Origin of the sequence: Amycolatopsis sp. cg13, from assembly GCF_041346965.1 — a bacterium.
Classification (GTDB): Bacteria; Actinomycetota; Actinomycetes; order Mycobacteriales; family Pseudonocardiaceae; genus Amycolatopsis.
Genome location: NZ_CP166848.1, coordinates 2732782 through 2749835, shown reverse-complemented (window position 1 = coordinate 2749835; position 17054 = coordinate 2732782). Strand labels below are relative to the sequence as shown.

The 17054-nt window shown below is 71.0% G+C and carries 19 protein-coding genes; 18 read left to right on the top strand and 1 reads right to left on the bottom strand.

The genetic code is table 11. From position 1 onward, the window contains the following. The first annotated feature begins 2 nt into the window (after positions 1-2). From AB5I40_RS12370 to AB5I40_RS12310, 13 genes are all read left to right on the top strand, one after another. Positions 3-224, top strand: coding sequence for a recombinase-like helix-turn-helix domain-containing protein (locus AB5I40_RS12370; protein ID WP_009076039.1), 222 nt, complete (start codon positions 3-5; stop codon positions 222-224). Continuing rightward, positions 224-1282, top strand: coding sequence for a Rieske 2Fe-2S domain-containing protein (locus AB5I40_RS12365; protein WP_370938637.1), 1059 nt, complete (start codon positions 224-226; stop codon positions 1280-1282). Before AB5I40_RS12370 ends, AB5I40_RS12365 begins: the two co-directional genes overlap by 1 nt. A gap of 16 nt (positions 1283-1298) precedes the next feature. Beyond that, positions 1299-2225 carry a VOC family protein gene (locus AB5I40_RS12360; protein ID WP_370938636.1) on the top strand — a complete coding sequence of 309 codons (927 nt, stop codon included), beginning with the start codon at positions 1299-1301 and terminating at the stop codon, positions 2223-2225. Continuing rightward, entirely contained in the window at positions 2222-3001 is a 780-nt protein-coding gene (locus AB5I40_RS12355; protein WP_370938635.1) for an aspartate dehydrogenase domain-containing protein, read from the top strand. Before AB5I40_RS12360 ends, AB5I40_RS12355 begins: the two co-directional genes overlap by 4 nt. After that, the gene (locus AB5I40_RS12350; RefSeq protein ID WP_370938634.1) at positions 2998-3786 is read left to right on the top strand and encodes an alpha/beta fold hydrolase; all 789 of its coding nucleotides are present in this window, start codon (positions 2998-3000) and stop codon (positions 3784-3786) included. Before AB5I40_RS12355 ends, AB5I40_RS12350 begins: the two co-directional genes overlap by 4 nt. Further along, complete coding sequence (locus tag AB5I40_RS12345; protein ID WP_370938633.1) at positions 3783-4523, top strand: 3-oxoacyl-ACP reductase family protein; 741 nt, start codon at positions 3783-3785, stop codon at positions 4521-4523. The genes AB5I40_RS12350 and AB5I40_RS12345 overlap by 4 nt, the downstream gene beginning before the upstream one ends. 11 nt (positions 4524-4534) lie before the next feature. Then, positions 4535-5323: an SDR family oxidoreductase gene (locus AB5I40_RS12340; RefSeq protein WP_370938632.1), complete on the top strand. Its 789-nt coding sequence runs from the start codon at positions 4535-4537 to the stop codon at positions 5321-5323. 13 nt (positions 5324-5336) lie between these two features. Beyond that, the gene (locus AB5I40_RS12335) at positions 5337-6962 is read left to right on the top strand and encodes a thiamine pyrophosphate-binding protein (RefSeq protein WP_370938631.1); all 1626 of its coding nucleotides are present in this window, start codon (positions 5337-5339) and stop codon (positions 6960-6962) included. 3 nt (positions 6963-6965) lie between these two features. Beyond that, positions 6966-7571, top strand: coding sequence for a dienelactone hydrolase family protein (locus AB5I40_RS12330; protein WP_370938630.1), 606 nt, complete (start codon positions 6966-6968; stop codon positions 7569-7571). 138 nt (positions 7572-7709) lie between these two features. Beyond that, positions 7710-9089, top strand: a complete 1380-nt coding sequence (locus AB5I40_RS12325) for an MFS transporter (RefSeq protein WP_370938629.1) — start codon at positions 7710-7712, stop codon at positions 9087-9089. Beyond that, positions 9086-9979 (top strand): MBL fold metallo-hydrolase, encoded by an 894-nt coding sequence (locus tag AB5I40_RS12320; RefSeq protein ID WP_370938628.1) that lies wholly within the window; start codon positions 9086-9088, stop codon positions 9977-9979. Before AB5I40_RS12325 ends, AB5I40_RS12320 begins: the two co-directional genes overlap by 4 nt. 26 nt (positions 9980-10005) lie before the next feature. Then, on the top strand, positions 10006-11124 hold the full coding sequence (locus AB5I40_RS12315; protein WP_370938627.1) for an FAD-dependent monooxygenase: 1119 nt from the start codon (positions 10006-10008) through the stop codon (positions 11122-11124). A gap of 99 nt (positions 11125-11223) precedes the next feature. Next, positions 11224-11799, top strand: a complete 576-nt coding sequence (locus AB5I40_RS12310) for a dihydrofolate reductase family protein (protein WP_370938626.1) — start codon at positions 11224-11226, stop codon at positions 11797-11799. A 15-nt stretch (positions 11800-11814) separates the two neighbouring features. Here AB5I40_RS12310 and AB5I40_RS12305 read toward each other — a convergent pair whose 3' ends face one another. Beyond that, entirely contained in the window at positions 11815-12660 is an 846-nt protein-coding gene (locus AB5I40_RS12305; protein WP_370938625.1) for a hypothetical protein, read from the bottom strand. Positions 12661-13006: 346 nt separating this feature from the next. Here AB5I40_RS12305 and AB5I40_RS12300 point away from each other — a divergent pair, with 346 nt between their 5' ends. The 5 genes from AB5I40_RS12300 (at position 13007) to AB5I40_RS12280 (ending at position 17048) form a co-directional block, all read left to right on the top strand. Then, positions 13007-13582, top strand: a complete 576-nt coding sequence (locus AB5I40_RS12300) for a TetR/AcrR family transcriptional regulator (RefSeq protein ID WP_370938623.1) — start codon at positions 13007-13009, stop codon at positions 13580-13582. Between the two features lie 168 nt (positions 13583-13750). Beyond that, positions 13751-14245: a hypothetical protein gene (locus tag AB5I40_RS12295; protein WP_370938622.1), complete on the top strand. Its 495-nt coding sequence runs from the start codon at positions 13751-13753 to the stop codon at positions 14243-14245. Next, the gene (locus AB5I40_RS12290) at positions 14242-15420 is read left to right on the top strand and encodes a WXG100 family type VII secretion target (protein WP_370938621.1); all 1179 of its coding nucleotides are present in this window, start codon (positions 14242-14244) and stop codon (positions 15418-15420) included. Before AB5I40_RS12295 ends, AB5I40_RS12290 begins: the two co-directional genes overlap by 4 nt. Positions 15421-15428: 8 nt before the next feature. After that, a complete protein-coding gene (locus AB5I40_RS12285) occupies positions 15429-16250 on the top strand; it encodes an ESX secretion-associated protein EspG (protein WP_370938620.1) in 822 nt (273 codons plus the stop codon). Positions 16251-16286: 36 nt separating this feature from the next. Then, entirely contained in the window at positions 16287-17048 is a 762-nt protein-coding gene (locus tag AB5I40_RS12280; RefSeq protein WP_370938619.1) for a transglycosylase SLT domain-containing protein, read from the top strand. The last annotated feature ends 6 nt before the right edge of the window (positions 17049-17054 follow it).

The following is a 17054-nucleotide window of genomic DNA, read 5'->3' as shown; positions in this document are numbered from 1 at the left end:
CGATGCCGCTGCAGCTGCGGCCGGTGCAAAGCCGCACCGCCCCGCCGACGAGCTACGAGAACGCGCTGGCCGACGAGCTGGAAGCCGTCTACGGCCGGGGCGTGCACGACCTGCCCGGCGTGGTCTCCGCGCTCAACGCGGGCGGCCTGCGCCCGGCGGACGGCTCCGACTGGACCGAAGAGACGTTCGCCGCAGAACTCGCGCGGCTGGCAGGGGAGGCGTGATGGCGACCAAAACCGCCGAAGAGCTGCTGGCGCTAGGCCTGCGCGACCGCTGGTACCCGCTGTGCCCGTCCAGCACGGTCAAACGCGGCGAGCTGACTCGCATCGAGCGGGCCGGGGAGCAGCTGCTGCTCTGGCGCGATTCCGCCGGCGTCGTGCACGTTCAGGAAGACCGCTGCCCGCACCGCGGCGCGCGGCTTTCGCTCGGCGTGCACATGGGCGACCGGGTCGCGTGCAACTACCACGGCGTGCAGGTGGACGGCGACGGTGTCGTCGTGTCGGTGCCCGGCAGCCCGGGCTGTGCACTGGAGGGCCGTCCCGCGCTGCGGACGTTCCCCGCGCAGGAACACGCCGGCGCGGTGTTCGCCTGGTTCGGCCTGGACGAGGCCGCCGAGCCGACGCCGCTGCAGGTGCCGGACCCGATCGCGGGCGGCGAGTGGGACAACTTCCTCTGCTACGTCGAATGGGACGCCCCCTACGGCTACTCCCTGGACAACCTGCTCGACCCGATGCACGGCGCGTTCCTGCACCGCAACAGCCACACCATGTTCGGCGGCAAGCGCGAGGCCGTCTTCCAGATCCGCGCGATCGACGACGGGTTCGTCTTCGAGAAGACCGACCAGCGCGGCGTGAACTTCGACTGGGTCCAGCTCACCGACGCGGGCGCGCAGTGGGTCACGCTCGACATCCCGTACCCGGAAACCGCCGGTCCGGGCGGCGCGTTCACGATCGTCGCCGCGCTGTGCGCGATCAACGAGACGCAGCACGCGGCCTTCTTTTGGCGCTGCCGCAAGGTTTCCGGCTGGGAGCGCGACAGCTGGCGCGTCCTCTACCGCAACCGGCTCGAAGCCCGGCACTGGGCGGTGCTGGAGCAGGACCGCGAGATGGCCGAGGCGATGCCGCTCGACGCGTGGGACCGGGAAAACCTGTACCAGCACGACATCGCGCTCGTCCGGATGCGCCGGTTGCTGCGTTCGGAAGCCCGCCGCCAGGCCGCCGCGCTCGCCGCTCCGCCCGCCGCACCGGCTCCGGCCGCGCCCGTGCCCGCAACGACCCGCTGAAGTTTCAGGAGGCCTCATGTCCGCCGAACCCATCGCACGGCTCCGCGCCCTGCGCGCGGTGACGCTGCGTTCGACGCAGTGCGCCGATTCCGGCGAGTTCTACCGCGAAGTCTGGGGGCTGCAGCAGGTCGAAGCCGACCGCGGCGCTGTCTGGCTGCGCGGTTCCGGCGACGAGCACCACGTGCTCCAGCTCGAACAGGCCGACCAGAACGCGCTGGGCAAGATCGCGTTCGCGCTCGCCTCCCCGCGCGAGGTCGACGCGGCCGCCGCTCGGCTGGCCGCGCACGGCGTCGGCCTGGTCACCGAACCCGGCAAGCTCGACCAGGTCGGCGGCGGGTACGGCCTGCGCTTCGCCGATCCGGAAGGCCGTCTGGTGGAGCTGTCCGCCGAGGTCGAGGCGGTCGTTCCGGGCGATCCGTACGGACGCGCCGCGGTGCCGCGGAAGCTGGCGCACGTCGTGCTCAACACGGTCGACATCGACGCGGCCTGCGAGTTCTACACACGCGTGCTGGGCATGCGGATCTCCGACTGGTCCGAGCACCAGATGGCGTTCCTGCGCTGCAACGCCGACCACCACGTGATCGCGTTCAACCAGGCCGAATTCGCGTCGGTGAACCACATCGCGTACGAGATGAACTCGATCGACCACTTCATGCGCGGCATCGGCCGGCTGAAGCACAACGGCGTCACGCCGCTGTGGGGTCCTGGCCGGCACGGTCCCGGCAGCAACACGTTCGGCTACTTCGCCGACCCGGCCGGGCTCGTCTGCGAATACACCTCCGAGGTCGCGCAGGTCGAGGAAGACGCGTGGCTGTGCCGGGTGTGGCGGCGCACGCCGGAGCTGTCCGACCTGTGGGGCACCGCGGGTCCGCCGTCGAAGGATGTCCGCTCGCACATGCGCGGCGTGCCGGATCCCGGCTACTCGGCGTGGTGGCAGTCGTGAAGGTAGGAGTGCTGGGCGCGGGGTCGATCGGCTCGGTCGTCGCGGAAGCGTTGCGCGACGGGCTGGTGCCGGGCGCGGAGCTGGCCGGGGTCGTCGATCCGGCGCTTTCCCCGGCGGGGCTGCCGATGTGCGCGCTGCCGGAGCTGCTGTCCACTTCGGACTTGGTGGTCGAGGCCGCTGGCCAGCGAGCTTTGACGGACGCTGGGCCGCAGGTGCTGTCTGCGGGTTGTGACCTGCTGGTGGTTTCGGTCGGCGCGCTGGCGGCGGACGGGTTGCTGGAGAAGCTGCTCGCGGCCGGACCCGGTGCGGTCCATTTGTCGACTGGTGCGATCGGCGGGCTCGACCTGCTGCGGTCGGCGGCGCTGCTCGGGTCGTTCGAGCGGGTGGTCATCGAGACGACGAAGAAGGCGTCTTCGCTGGTCCAGCCGTGGATGTCCGCCGAAGAGTCGGAAGCGCTGCGGCAGGCGACCGCGCCGATCGAGCTGCGGCGCGGGCCTGCGCGAGAGATCACCGCGGCGTTCCCGAAGTCGGCGAATGTGGCTGCGTCGGTGGCGTTGGCAGTGAGGGATTGGGACGTCGTGGAGGCGGCCGTGATCGCGGATCCGGCCGCGCCGCTGACTTCGCACGTGATCACCGCGGCCGGCCCGGCGGGGGAGTACCGGTTCGAAATCAGGAACCGGCCGTCGCCGCAGACCCCTACGTCGAGCCAGGTCGTGCCTTACGCCGTGCTTTCGGCGCTGGAAGCCTTGGCGACGCCGAGGGCGGTGTTCCGGTGACTTCCATTGTGGACGGTGTGCAAGTACGGACAGCTGGCGACGGCAGCCCGGTGCTGTTGCTGCACGGCATCGGCGGTTCGAGCGCTTCCTTCGACGCGCAGCTGGCGGGCCTGGCACCGAAACACCGCGTATTGGCTTGGGATGCCCCGGGTTACGGCGGTTCGGCCGATCCTGAAAAACCGCTGGGCATGGCCGGATACGCGGCGCTCGTCGGCCGTCTGCTGACCTCGCTGGACGCGGTGCCCGCGCACCTCGTGGGAGTGTCGTGGGGCGGCGTGATCGCGACCCGCGTCGCACTGGAATACCCGGAGGTCGTGCGGTCACTGGTGCTGGCGGATTCGACGCGCGGCTCCGGCATCGACTCCGAGCGGGCCGCGTTGATGCGGGCCCGGCCGAGCGAACTGAACCGGGTCGGCGCGGCGGAATTCGCCCGCCGCCGCTCGCCGCGGCTGCTCGCTCCTGGCGCGGATCCTGCGGTGGCACAACGGGTTGAGGACATCATGGCGGGCATCCGATTGCCTGGGTACACCTCTGCGGCGGAATCGATGGCGGAGACGGATCACGGTCCGCGGCTGTCCCGGATTTCCGTGCCGACGCTGGTGCTCGTCGGCGAGCACGACCAGGTGACCGGGGTCGCCGAATCGCGACGGCTCGCCGCGTCGATCCCGGGCGCGCGGCTCGAAATCCTCCCCGGTGGGCACGCGGCGAATCAAGAGTCCCCGCGCCGGTTTTCCACCGAGGTCTTGGACTTCCTGTCCCAAGTGGACACGGTGGTGGCGCGATGAAAGACCGGCTGTATGTAGTCACCGGCGCTGGCCGCGGTCTCGGCTGGGCGATTGCCCGCGAGATCGGCCGGCAAGGCGGTCGGGTCGTGGTCGCAGAACGGTCGCCGGATCGGGCAGAAGACGGTGTCGCTCGTCTGCAGGCCGAAGGCGTTGAGGCACACCGGATCGACACGGATGTCGCGGATCCGGATTCTGTCGCGGCTCTGGCAGACGCAGTTGCGAAACTCGGGCCGCTGCACGGCTTGGTGAACAACGCGGCAATGGCGGACGGCGTGGGCGGCAAGCACTTCGCGGAGCTGGACGTCGAAGCGTGGGACACGTTGATGACCGTCAACGCCCGCGGTCCGTGGCTCGTCGCCCGCGCGCTGTATCCGCAGCTCGCACAGACCGGCGGACGCATCGTGAACCTCGCCTCCGACGCCGCGCTGTACGGCTCGCCGCGATTGGTCCAGTACGTGGCCTCCAAAGGCGCGGTGATCGCGATGACCCGCGCGATGGCCCGTGACGGCGGCCCGGACGGCGTGACCGTCAATGCGGTCGCGCCCGGGCTGACCGAGGTCGAAGCCACCGCGGGCATTCCGCAGGAGCGGCACGACCTGTACGCGATGAACCGCGCGCTGACCCGGCCGCAACAGCCGGAGGACGTGGTCGGTTCGGTGGCGTTCCTGCTGTCCGACGCGGCGTCCTACATCACTGGCCAGACCCTCGTGGTCGACGGCGGATTCATCTGCAGCTGAAGGGAAAACCCGTGGATTTGGGATTGAAGGGCCGCGCGGTGCTCGTCACCGGAGCCAGCTCCGGCGTCGGGCTCGCGACCGCCGCCGCACTGCTGGCCGAGGGCGCGCACGTCGCCGCCTGCGCCCGCGACGGCGTCCGGCTGGAGAAGGCCCTCGCCGACCTGCCCCGCGCCGAGGGTGCCCGGCTGTACACCGCGTCCTGCGACGTGCTCGACCAGCCGCAGGTGGAAACTTTCGTCGCCGACGCCGCCCGCGAGCTGGGCGGACTGGCCGGGGTCGTGAACAACGCGGGCCGGTCGCTGATGGCGCGGCTCGCCGAGACCACCGACGAGCAGTGGCGGGAAGAGCTGCAGCTCAAGATCTTCTCGGTGCTGCACGTCGTCCGGGCCGCGTTGCCGTGGCTGCGCGCAGCTGCGAATCCCGCTGTGGTCAACGTGAACGCGATCCTCGCCCGCCAGCCCGAACCCCGGTTGGCGGCCACCTCGGCGGCGCGGGCGGCACTGCTCAATCTCTCCACGACACTTGCGACCGAACTCGCCGAGGACGGCGTTCGGGTCAATTCCGTCTGCCTCGGCCTGGTCGACACTGGACAGTGGCGGCGCCGGTACGAGGCTTCCGGCAGCGGCTTGTCCTTTGTGGACTGGTCGGCGGAACTGGCCGCGGATCGCGGAATCCCGCTGGGCAGGCTCGGCACCGCGGAAGAGGTCGCTTTCCCCATCGTCACGCTGCTTTCGCCGCGTGCCTCCTACGTGACCGGCGCGACGATCGACGTCGGCGGCGGCATCGCCCGTTATGTCTAGAAGGGACGGACCCATGAATCACGGTCACGGAGGCGAGCTTCTCGTTCGCCTGCTGTCCGAAGCCGGAGTGGACACCGCCTTCGGCGTGGTGAGTGTGCACAATCTGCCGCTGGTGGAAGCGGTTTCGCAGCATCTGCGGTTCGTGCCGGTGCGGCACGAGGCGGCCGCGGTGAACGCCGCCGACGGGTACGCCCGTGCCAGCGGCGGCCTCGGCGTCGCGATCACCAGCACCGGCACCGGCGCGGGCAACGCGGCGGGCGCGCTGGTGGAGGCGCTCACGGCGGGCAGCCGCGTACTGCACGTGACCGGCCAGATCGACTCCGAATTCCTCGGCAGCGGACGCGGCGTCATTCACGAGACCCGCGACCAGATCGGCATGCTGACCGCGATTTCCAAGCACGCGGCCACGATCACGTCGGTCGAGACCGCCGAGGAAACGCTGCGTGCGGCGATCCGGCACGCGCTGTCGGTGCCGAGCGGACCGGCCAGCGTCGAATGGCCGATCGATCTGCAGTACTCGCGGCACGAGTTCCGTCCCGGTTCCCTTGAGCCGACTCTGATCCCGTCGCCGGACGCCGCCGCCCTGGCGGAAGCCGCCGAATTGCTCGCTACCGCACGCCGTCCGGTGTTCTGGCTCGGCGGGGGAGCGACCGGCGCACGCGACGAGGTGCGCGCGCTCGCGGAACGGCTCGGTGCCGCGGTGTTCACGAGCAACTCCGGTCGCGGCACGGTGCCGGAGAACCACGAACTGGTCGTCGGCAACTTCGCCGCACACGAGTCGGCCGCGCAACTCCTCGCTGACGCCGACCTGCTCGTCTCGGTCGGCACGCACTTCCGCTCGAACGAAACCAAGCACTACCACCTGGCGCTGCCCGAACGGCACCTGCAGATCGACGTCGACGCCGAGGCGCTGGGCCGCGTCTACCCGGCCACGGTCGGAGTTCAGGGCGACGCCGCAGTAGTGCTCACCGCATTGTCCACTGTGGAATCGAACACCGAGGAAGGCTGGCGCGACCGCGTCGTCGAGACCCGGAAAGCCGTGCGGGACAAGCTGAACGAGGCGATCGGCCCGTACGCGGAGATCTGCGCCGCGCTGCGCGACGGCCTCCCGGCCGAGTCCGTGATCGCCCGCGACGTCACCATCCCGTCCAGCCAGTGGGGCAACCGGCTGCTGGACATCCACGACCCGCGCACCAACGTGTTCCCGGTCGGCGGCGGCATCGGACAAGGCCTCGCCACCGGCATCGGGGCCGCGCTCGCGACGCCGGACGCGCCGACCCTGGTGATGGTCGGCGACGGCGGTCTCGCGGTGCACCTCGGCGAACTGTGCACGCTGGCGCAGGAACGGCCGTGGCTCGCGCTGGTCGTGTTCAACGACGGCGGATACGGCGTGCTGCGCAACATGCAGGACCACCACCGCGGCCAGCGCGCCGGCGTCGACCTGTACACGCCGGACTTCGCGCGGATGGCGCAGTCGCTGGACCTGCCGCACGAGCTGGTGTCGAAGCCGGGCCAGTTCGCCGACGCGCTGGCGAAGGCGGTGGCCCAGCAGGGCCCGTTCGTCATCGAGGTGGACGTGACCGCTTTGCCTGCGACGCCGCGGCCGTTCGTGCCGCCGGTGCCGGTTCCGGAGAGCTGAGCCGTGGGAGGCATCATCGAAGCTGCCGAAGTCCACCACCATCACGGGCACGGACCCGCGAACCGCCGCCGCCGGGTGGTGCGGACGTCCGCGCCGCTGCTGGTGCGGCATCCGCCCGGCCGCGTGCGCGGCGCGGTGCTCGTGCTGCACGGGGCCGCCGGGCTCGACGAACCCGTCGAAAGCACCTGCCGCACGCTCGCGAGCTGCGGTTACGTCACCGTCGCGCCGCTGTTCTACTACGAGACCGGCGGCCACACCTTCGGTCCGGACAAAGCGGAGGCCGCGTTCGCCGCGCTCGAACTGCCGGACCTCGAAGCCGACCTCGCCGGCGCGCTCGACTACCTCGGCGCCCGGCTGGGAATGCCGCGCCACCGCGTGGCCGCCGCCGGTTTCGGCTCCGCCGCCCACCTCGCCGAACTGGCCGGTGTCGACATCGCCGCCGCTCTCGGACCCGAGCCGCCACCCTGGCCCGGTACGCCCGGATTCGACCCGCATGCGCCCGATCGGCTCGTGCTGCCCGCCGGACCGTCCGCCGCGGACGACCTGGTCCGGTTCCTGGACGCCGAGTTGCCGGACTCTCCTCCGGCCGCCCCCGCTTCAAGTACGTGAGGGGAACCCTGAGGGAATCAGATTCCCTCAGGGTTCCCCTCATGTACCGACAGCCACCCACAGCGCAGCCGCGAGTTCCTGGCATCGCGCCCGAAACCCCCTACGATCGATTGCACGCTCCGGCTCCGAGGAGGGCCCATGAGTATCGCCGCCACCCCCGAGGTGACCCAGCGGGACATCGCCGCCCGGCTGGAACGGCTCCCGATGTCGCGCTGGCAGGTCTCGATCCGCCTGATCATCGGCATCGTCACGTTCTTCGAGGCGTTCGACCAGCTGCTGATCGCCTACACGCTGCCGGTCATCGGCCGCGAATGGCACCTGACGACCGCGTCCAGCACCGCGACGCTGACCATCGGCTCGATCGGCATGCTGCTCGGCGCGCTCGCGTCCGGCTGGGCAGCCGACCGGATCGGCCGCGTCAAGGTGATCACGCTGTGCGTCGCCGTTACCGCGTTGTGCAGCCTGGCGATGACGTTGTGCACCGCGCTGCTTCCGTTCCTGATCCTGCGGTTCGTGCAGGGGCTCGCGATCGGCGGCGAAGTGCCGACCGCTGCCGCCTACATCGCGGAGATCAGCCGGGCTCGCCGTCGTGGCCGGTTCGTCCTGATGTACGAGATCGTGTTCCCGGCCGGTCTCGCGGTCGGCGCGCTGGTCGCGGCGTGGGTCATCCCGCACTGGGGCTGGCGTCCGCTGTTCGCGCTGGCCGCCGTCCCGGGTTTGGCCGCGGTGCTGCTGCAGCTGCGGATTCCGGAGTCGCCGCGCTGGCTCGCCGCGCACGGGCACACTGAGAAGGCCGAGCAGACGATGGCGTTGATCGAACGCCGCGTCGAGGAATCCCTTGGCCGTCCGCTGCCTCCGCCCGCTGAAGCCGCGGCACCGGCAGCGGCGCCCGCGAAGCGCGGGTCGTTCCGCGACCTGTTCGCCGGCCGCTACCGGCGGCGCACGCTGATGGTGTGGACGATCTGGTTCGTCGGCTACCTCGCCAACTACGGCATCACCTCGTGGCTGCCGACGCTGTACAAGGGCTCGTTCCACCTCTCGATCGGCCAGGCGCTCTGGTACAGCACGGCCACGTCGGTCGCCGGTCTCGTCGGCTGCCTGATCGCCGCGCTGGTGGTGGACAAGCTCGGCCGCCGGGTCGTGCTGGCCGCCGGGCTGGGCGGGACGACCGCGATGCTGGTCGTGCTGGGCGCGCTCGGCGCCGGGACTCCGTTGCAGCTGCTGGTGTGGTCGTCGCTCGCGGCGATGTTCAACTTCGCGGTGAACGTCTGCCTGTACCTGTACACGCCGGAGCTGTACCCCACCCGCAGCCGCGCGCTGGGCGTCAGCCTCGGCGGCGTGATGAACCGGTTCGGCCTGATCCTCGGCCCGATCCTGGTCGGCGCGCTGTACGCGGGCGGCAGCGGACTCGCCTCGGTGTTCCTGGTGCTCGGCGGGATCTGCTTCGTCGGCGCGCTGGTCGCCGGATTCTTCGCCGAGGAGACCAAGGGCCGCACGCTCGAAGAGGTTTCGCCGTGACGGACCCGCTCCGCGTGGTCCTGCTCGGCACGGCGGCCGGGCCGTACCCGGCGCCGGGCCGGCAGGGCTGCGCGAACGCGGTGGTGGTCGGCGGGCGCGTCTACCTGGTCGACGCGGGTTACGGGACGCTCGGCAAGTACGTCGCCGCCGGGCTGTCCCTGCGCGACCTGGCCGCGGTGTTCGTGACGCATCTGCATTCCGATCACGTCGCCGAGCTGTTCACGCTCTTCCTGCTCGGCTGGGGCCCAGCCAACCAGGGCGTGGTCGATCCGGTGCCGGTCTACGGCCCCGGCCCGGACCCAACCGACCCCGGCCCGCCCGCCGCGGGCACGGCGGGGCTGATCGCCGGCAATCTCGCCGCGTTCGGACAGGACGTCGCGGTGCGGCAGCGGACCAGCGACCGGCCGCGGCTGGCCGGCCTGATCCGCGCCACCGACGTCTCGGTGGCCGGGGAAACCGTTGTGCACGAGGACGATCGGGTGCGCGTGACGGCTCGCGCCGTCCCGCATCCGCCGCTGCATCTGGCGCTGGGCTACCGGTTCGAGACCGAGCACGGCGTGGTCGCCTTCTCCGGCGACACCGCCCGCAGCGACGCGGTCGGCGAGCTGGCCGCGGGTGCCGACTTGCTGGTCCACGAAGCGATGGAGCCGGATTTCTACCGCAGCATCGGGTATTCGCCGAAACTGCTGGACTTCCTCGCCGCCTCGCACACGTCCCCGGCGGACGTCGGCCGGGTCGCCGCGGCGGCCGGGGCTCGCCGGGTCGCGCTGTCGCACCTCGGCCCCGCCGATCCCGCCCGCCTCGACGACGAGGGCTGGCTCCGGCGAGTCCGTCCGCACTATTCCGGCCCGGTCGTCGTGGGCCACGATCTGCTTGACCTCGCTGTCTAAACGACTGTTTAAAAGGAGCATTCGCTGTGCCGGAAATCGCGATCGTCGGCGGCGGGATCGGCGGCCTGGCCGCCGCTGTCGCCCTGCGGAAGGCCGGATTCTCGCCGGTCGTGCACGAACAGGCGGGCGGATTCGGCCGCGTCGGCGCGGACATCAACCTGACGCCCAACGCCGTGCGCGCCCTCGACGGCCTCGGCGTCGGCGACGAACTGCGCGAAACCGCGGCGCGGCCGAAGTACCGGATCAGCCGCACCTGGGACACCGGCGAGGAGACTTCCCGCCTGCCGATGGGCGACGAGGCCGAACGCCGCTACGGTTCGCCGCAGCTGACGATGCACCGCGCGGACCTGCTCGCCGCGTTGGAACGCGCGCTTCCCGACGGTGTTGTCCACTTGGGACACAAGCTGACCGGACTGTCCACAGCGGACTCGGTTTCGCTGGACTTCGGTTCTTCGGAGGCATCCGCGGACGTCGTGATCGGCGCTGACGGCATCCACTCCGCCGTCCGCACCGCGTTGTTCGGCGAAGAACATCCGGAGTTCACCGGTGTCGTCGCGTACCGCGCGGTGCTGCCCGCGGGTTCGGTGGACGTGCCGAACCTGGACTCTTTCACCAAGTGGTGGGGCCCGGATCCGGACACTCAGCTGGTGGTTTTCCCGCTCAACCGCGGCGAGGACGTGTTCGTCTTTGCCACGACCAGGCAAAGCCAGTGGCGGCACGAATCCTGGACCACTCCAGGCGACGTGGCCGAACTTCGCGAGGCGTATCGCGGCTTCCACCCCGAGGCCCGCGCGCTGCTGGAGGCGTGCGAGTCGGTGCTGCAATCGGCGCTGTACGTCCGCGATCCGCTGCCGACCTGGTCCGCCGGCCCGGTGACGCTGCTGGGCGACGCGTGCCACCCGATGATGCCGTTCATGGCGCAAGGGGCGGGAATGGCTATTGAGGACAGTGTGGTGCTGTCGCGGGCGCTGGCTGCGTACCCGAATACGGAGGTCGCGCTGAAGGCGTACCAGGCGGCCCGGCTGGACCGGACGCGCGAGGTGCAGCTGGCCTCGCGGAACAACAGCTGGCTCAAGCAGAGCGGAACCAGCTCGACCGCCGCGGACGCGATCTACGGGTACGACGCCTGGCACACTGCGGTGTGACCCAGGTCATAATCAGGGTTCCGGGTGGCGTGTCTGATCGGGCCGGGTCCGTTCGACGCTTAGGTGAACAGGCACCATCCCGAACCAGGAGCTGATCTCATGCGCACCCTCATCGCCACCGCGTTCGTTTCCCTCGACGGCGTCGTCGAAGCCCCCGGCGGCGAGGCCGGCTACCGGAACGCGGGCTGGACGTTCAAGGACATCGAGTTCGACCCCGCCGCCTACGCGCTCAAGGGCGCCGAGCAGGAGGAGGCGGCCGCGCTGCTGCTCGGCCGCGTCAGCTACGAGGCGTTTTCGCCGGTGTGGCCGGACATGACCGAGGAATTCCCGCACTACAAGGTGATGCCGAAGTACGTCGTGTCGACCACGCTGCGCGACGAGGACCTCGTGACGAACTGGGGCGAAACGACCATCCTTCGCTCCCTCGACGAGGTCGCCGCTCTGAAGGAAACCGAAGGCGGCCCGATCATCATCAACGGCAGCGCGACGCTGGTCCGCGACCTCACCGACGCCGGCCTGGTCGACCGGCTGAACCTGCTGGTCTTCCCGGTCCTGCTCGGCGCCGGGAAGCGGCTGTTCAGCGAAACCGGCAAGGCGAAGCAGCCGCTGAAGCTGGTGGAAAGCGAAACCTATTCGAACGGGATTCAGAAGCAGATCTTCGAATTCGTCCGCTGAGCGTCTGCCCGGTGGTCAGGGCACCGGGGTTTCTTTGCCTGGCGCGCCCGCGTCGGACACGCCGCGAATCGTGGCGGCGCGGGTGAACCAGCTGTCGAAGAGGTCGCGGTAATGCGCGGTGCGCGGCGACCGGTCGTCCGGGGACAACCGGTCGTAGAACTCGAAGGGCCGGATCCGGTCGCCTTCGGTCCATTGCAGGTAGGAAGCGAACACGGTGCCGTCGCCGAAGCGGAAGCCGTGCACGACCGGCACGCAAGCGTAGGACTTCAGCTCGACGACGATCCCGCGCCGGCGCAGGTCCTCGGCCTCCTGTTCGAGGAACGACCGGATCCGCGCCGTGCTGCGCCGGGCCTCCGCGGCCCACTCCCCGGGCAGCTCGCCCGCCCGGTCGATGAAGTCCGGGTCGAGGCACAGCAGCGTGATGCGCCAGCCGGTGGGCCGGTCGTGCGAGGTGAGCCAGGTGGCGAGCACCGGCCAGACGGTGTTCAACGTCAGGCCGAGCACCTCGAGCCGCCGCTGCCGCCGTCCGGTCGCGGCGTTCTCCAGCGACGAGAGCACGTCGGTGAGCGAATGCGCGACGGCCTCGCGCTCGACGCCGGCCAGCCGGGTCCGCAAGCCCCGGACCTCGCGGCCCAGCTGGTAGACGGCGATGGTGGTGACCTCCAGCATCACCCCGATCAACGCGACGAGCCCGGACAGCTCGAGGCGCCCGACGTAGCGCTCGATCACCATCCGGGTCGGTTCGATCGTGACGAGGATCAGGTACACCCCGGCGAGCAGCGCCACCGAGGTCGTGACGATCTCCCAGATCTGCCGGACCCGGATGGACACCTGCGGCCGGTCCCGCCGATTCCGCTTCACGACGCACCCGCCTTGGCCGGCAGGCGTCCCCCTGCGCGTTCGCTCACCTGCCCATCGTGCCGGTGCGCGGGCTCGGCACGCTAGGGCGGACCGGGTGCTCGCCGCCGCCGGGATTCCGCTCCGGGGGAGGTACTGCTTGGAAGGCCTCGACCGGTGGCCGCGGTAATCCGAACGTTCCTGGCGCCTGCCGGGCACCGTGGGTGCGCTGGTCAGCGGAGCGGCGACCGGGCGAAGATTCCGCCGCCCGGCAGCACTATCGCCCCGAGATCCGAACGCGCCGCCGAGCGGTTCTCCGGGGTTCGCCGTTGAAACTAGTCACTGACAAGTCGGTGGCATACTCGATGCCATGGCCCGTCGTTACCATCACGGCGATCTGCGGCAAGCGGTGCTGACCGCGGCGGTCGAGGTGCTCGGCGACTCCGGTCCGGCCGCGGTCAACCTGCGCGACCTCGCCCGCCGGGTCGGGGTTTCGCACGCCGCCCCGGCGCACCATTTCGGCGACCGGTCCGGGCTGCTCACCGCGGTGGCCGCGCAGGGGTTCGACCTGCTCGCGGACACTCTCGAGGAGCTGCCGCCGTCGCCGGACCTGCTCGAGGCCGGGGTCGCGTACGTGTCGTTCGCGGTCGAGCACCGCGCGCACTTCGAGGTGATGTTCCGCCCGGAGCTGCTCCGCGGCGACGATCCGGACCTGCGGGCCGCGCAGGAGCGCAGCAATCAGGCGCTCGACTGGGCGATCGCCGGTTTCCGGGACGGAAGCGTCGATCCGGTCGTCGCCGGCGCGGCGGCCTGGTCGCTCGTGCACGGGTTCGCGACGTTGTGGCTGCAGCGCGCGCTGCCCGCGGATCTCGGCGACGACGTGGCGGCGGCCGCCCGCGCGGTGGCGGAATTGCTTGTCCGGGGCGCGAATCCGCCGCGGGGCTGAGCCTCGGCGAGCCGGCGCCGCTCGTCCGCCGTCCGGGTGATCCCGGGAACCGCGGCCCCGCCGGAGCCGTCCCATCGCCGACTTTCCCGGACCGGATGCCCTCGGCCCGGACGGCTGACATACTGGTGCGCGCGTCCGTCGAGGACGCCTGCTGGGAGGTGGACTGGGGTGAGTTCGCACCGGGTTTCGGACTGGGCAGACGTCCGTGCGCTGCACAGGAAACAGGCCGGGGAGACGCACCGGGCCGGGCGGCCGGAGACCTCGGATTCCGTGCGGGGACCGGCCGGGGCGGGCACCGCCGAGATCGTCGCGGACACCGGCGTCATCGAACTGGACCCGGCCGAAATCGCGGCGGCCGACGCGGAGCTGGAGAAGCGCCAGCAGGAGCTGACCGCTTGCCTCGAGCAGGCCAAACAGCTCGCGCATCCGCTCAAGGACGGCACCAGCCCGGTGGCGGCCCACCTGCGGCAGGCGTTCGGCGTGCGAGGGTCCGCGGACGGCGGCGCACAGACGATTCTGCGGCAGTACCTCGACGAGCTGTCGTCCTTGCGCGAGGCGATCCGCCGGGCGAGCGCCGGGCACGTCCAGCAGGAAAGCGACGCGAAGGATTCGCTCGACGCCCTGCACCGCCGGGCGGACGACGGGGGAGGGACGCCGGCATGAGCCGGACACCGGGCTACGAACGACTGCCGTACGACAAGCACCGCAAGCACCGGCTGTGGAGCGAGGACCACCCGCCCACCGCCGCGCAGCGCAGGGTCCTGCGGCGCACCAAGCTCGCCCAGCGGGCCAACTTGACGGACGCGTCCTTTGGCAAGATCAATTGGAACGCCTGGGCGCACACCACGCTCTACGACATGATCATGACCGCGGACCCGGTCGCGATGGGCTCGTCCGCGCACCAATGGGGCAAGCTCGCCTACGACGTCGACTCCGCGACCGCCGAGGTGCACAAAACGGTGCAGAAGCTGTTGCTTTCCTGGCGCGGCGGCGCGGCGGGCACAGCGGCGCGGTCGGCCTCGAAGCTGACGTCCTGGGGCGCGGGCGCGAGCGAGACGATGCGCGAGGTCGGCGACAAACTCGACCACTACACGAGCGCGGTCGAAACGGCCAGGCACAAGATGCCGGAACCGGTGTTCTCCGTGGCGGAGAACCAGTTCCGCGACGGCTACGACCTCAACGCGGCCAGCGGCCCCAGCGGCGCGGTGATGATCGATCAGCTCCTCGACGACCACCTGCCCGCCAAACGCGCCGCGTCGCAGGCGAAAGCCGAGGCCGTCCGCGTGATGGAAAGCTACGAGACCTCGAGCAAGGGCGTGCACGACAAGCTGCCGCACTTCACCGGCGCGCCGAAGACCACGAACATCGACTCCGGCGACGGAACCGGCGGCAGCGGAACCGATCGCGGGCAACGGCTTTCGCGCGGTTCCGGGGCATCGGGCAGCGACGCGACCACGGCGTCGTCGGTCGTGCCGGGCGATGCGGGGCAGCTCGCGGGCGGTCCGTTCGGCGGGACGGCCGGAACGCCGGGTTCCGCCGGTGCTTTCGGGAGCGGTTCCGCCGGCGCACTCGGCGGCAACGGCTCCGGAAGCAGTGGTTCGCTGCCCGGCGGGACGCCCGGCGGTCTGCTGGGCGGGATGGCCGGGTCCGGCGGCGGGGCGGCCGGGGCCGCGGCGGGCGCGCGCGGCGGCAGCCCGATGTCCGGCGGGTTCCTCCCGCCGATGTCCGGCCAGCGCGGCGAAGGCGCCGAGGACCACCACAACCGCTACACCAAGGGCAGTGCGTTCGATTTCCTCGAGGATCTGCCGGACGCGTACCCGCCCGTGCTGGGCGAGTGACGGCGCGGATGGCCAGACACCTCCCCGAGGTCGGCGGGATCGCGCTCTCGCACCTGGAATTCGACCTGCTGTGGTCGGATTTCGACCTCGGCCCCGCGCCGTATCCGCTGGACGTGCCCTCGCACGGCCAGACGATGGAAGAGCGCGACGGACTCGGAGCCGAGGTCGCGGAAAGCCTCGCCGCGGCCGGGCTGCTCGACGACGAGGACGAACCGCACCCCCGGCTCGGCCAGGTGTTCGCGGTGCTGGCCGCACCGGCGTTTTCGGTCGACCTGCTGGTATTCCGCGATCCGCCGCTGCGCGCGCTCGCCGCGGCCGGGCGCACCCTGGGCGTGCTGGCCGTTCTCGACGCGGGCGAAGTCGCGTTGCGGCCGTGCCTGCCCGAGGACGTCCCGCAGCTCGCGGCGGGCGTCGTAGGGGCCGCCGAACCGGGGCCCGGCACCGCGGTGCGGTTGCCGCGCGAGGCGTTTTCCGAGGCTATGCAAGCGTTTGCGGAGCACGGGCACGCCGCGTTCGAGCGAGTGCTCGGCCGGGCCGGTCTCGCCGGTCGCGATCTGCGCGCGATTTCGACCCTCGTCACCAAGCCGCGCGTCGCGTACGGCCAGTTCGCGGTCAACGGTCCGGGCGGTCGTTCGCCGGTGGTCGCCTGGTACGACACCGAAGCAGGTCGGTACGGCGCGGTCGTCCGCGAAAGCGCGGGCACGAAGTGGGTCACGGTCGCGCCCGCGGACCACGCGTGGCTCGCGGACCGGATGCGGGAACTCGGGCGCGGGGTGTCGTCCGATCGGGGGACTAGGGAACCGGAAGACGAAGTGTTCCGTCTCACTTAGGGCAGCGGCGAAGCGCCCTGCTGAAGGGGGCAGGAGATGACCAAGTTGTCGGCCGAGGAGATCGCCCAGCACGCGTACCGGGCCGGGTTCCGCGGGCACGCGCTGACCACCGCGGTGGCGGTGGCGCTGGCGGAATCGGGCGGGAACACCCGCGCGCACAACGGGACCCCGCCGGACAATTCGTACGGTCTGTGGCAGGTCAACATGCTCGGCTCCCTCGGTCCCGCCCGTCGCCACGAGTTCCACCTGCACTCCAACGACGAACTGTTCGACGCGGACGAGAACGCCAAAGCCGCCTGGGCGATCTCCGGGCACGGCAAGAGTTTCCAGCCGTGGTCTACCTACACCAACGGCGCGTACAAGAGCCATCTCGCCGCCGCGCGCAAGGCCGCCGAGGACGTCACCCGGCACCACGGCAAGGGCGGGCACCACCCGCGCAAACCCGCGAAGCCGCACCACGGCAAGGACGGCGGGTTCACAGCCGATCTCGAACAGTTCCTCGCCTACGAGCGCACCACCGAGCACGTCGCGAACGAACTGGTGTCGGTCGGCAGGAAGACGGTGCACCGGGTCACCGGGATCGCGAAGGACAGCTTCGGGAAGGTCGGCCAGGAAACCGGATTCTCCGACGCGCTGGGGGATTTCAGCCGTTCGCTGGAATCGCAGGTGCGGGCCACCGGGGCGCACGCGCGCACGCTGAGCGCCTCGGTTTTCCGGGCGCGGCAGGCCTACGCGGGCGCTGATTCGGACGCGAGCGCGGCGATCCGCGAGCACGACATCAAGGGCATTCTGGGCTGAGGGGGA